Origin of the sequence: Halomonas elongata (assembly GCF_029081005.1) — a bacterium.
GTDB lineage: Bacteria > Pseudomonadota > Gammaproteobacteria > Pseudomonadales > Halomonadaceae > Halomonas > Halomonas elongata_B.
Genome location: NZ_JAJQTQ010000073.1, coordinates 1 through 533, shown reverse-complemented (window position 1 = coordinate 533; position 533 = coordinate 1). Strand labels below are relative to the sequence as shown.

Annotated in this window: 1 pseudogene; it reads left to right on the top strand. The window is 67.4% G+C overall.

Annotated elements, in window-relative coordinates:
* Positions 1–533, top strand: a pseudogene (locus LU493_RS19485) (transketolase); the annotation flags it as partial.

The following is a 533-nucleotide window of genomic DNA, read 5'->3' as shown; positions in this document are numbered from 1 at the left end:
ATCGCCGAGGTGCTGTGGAACGATTTCCTCCAGCACAACCCGGCCGATCCCCACTGGCCCGACCGTGACCGCTTCGTGCTCTCCAACGGCCACGGCTCCATGCTCCTCTATTCCCTGCTCCACCTCTCCGGCTACGAGCTCGGCCTCGAGCAGCTGCAGAACTTCCGCCAGCTGCACGCCAAGACTGCCGGCCATCCCGAGTACGGCTACGCGCCGGGCATCGAGACCACCACCGGCCCGCTCGGCCAGGGCCTGGCCAACGCCGTCGGTATGGCCATCGCCGAGCGCACCCAAGCCGCCCAGTTCAACCGCCCCGGCCATACCATCGTCGATCACGCCACCTACTGCTTCGTCGGCGACGGCTGCCTGATGGAGGGCATCTCCCACGAGGTCGCCTCCCTGGCCGGCACCCAGCAACTCGGCAAGCTGGTCGCCTTCTACGACGACAACGGCATCTCCATCGACGGCGAGGTCAAGGGCTGGTTCACCGACGACACCGCCAAGCGCTTCGAGGCCTACGGCTGGCACGTGGT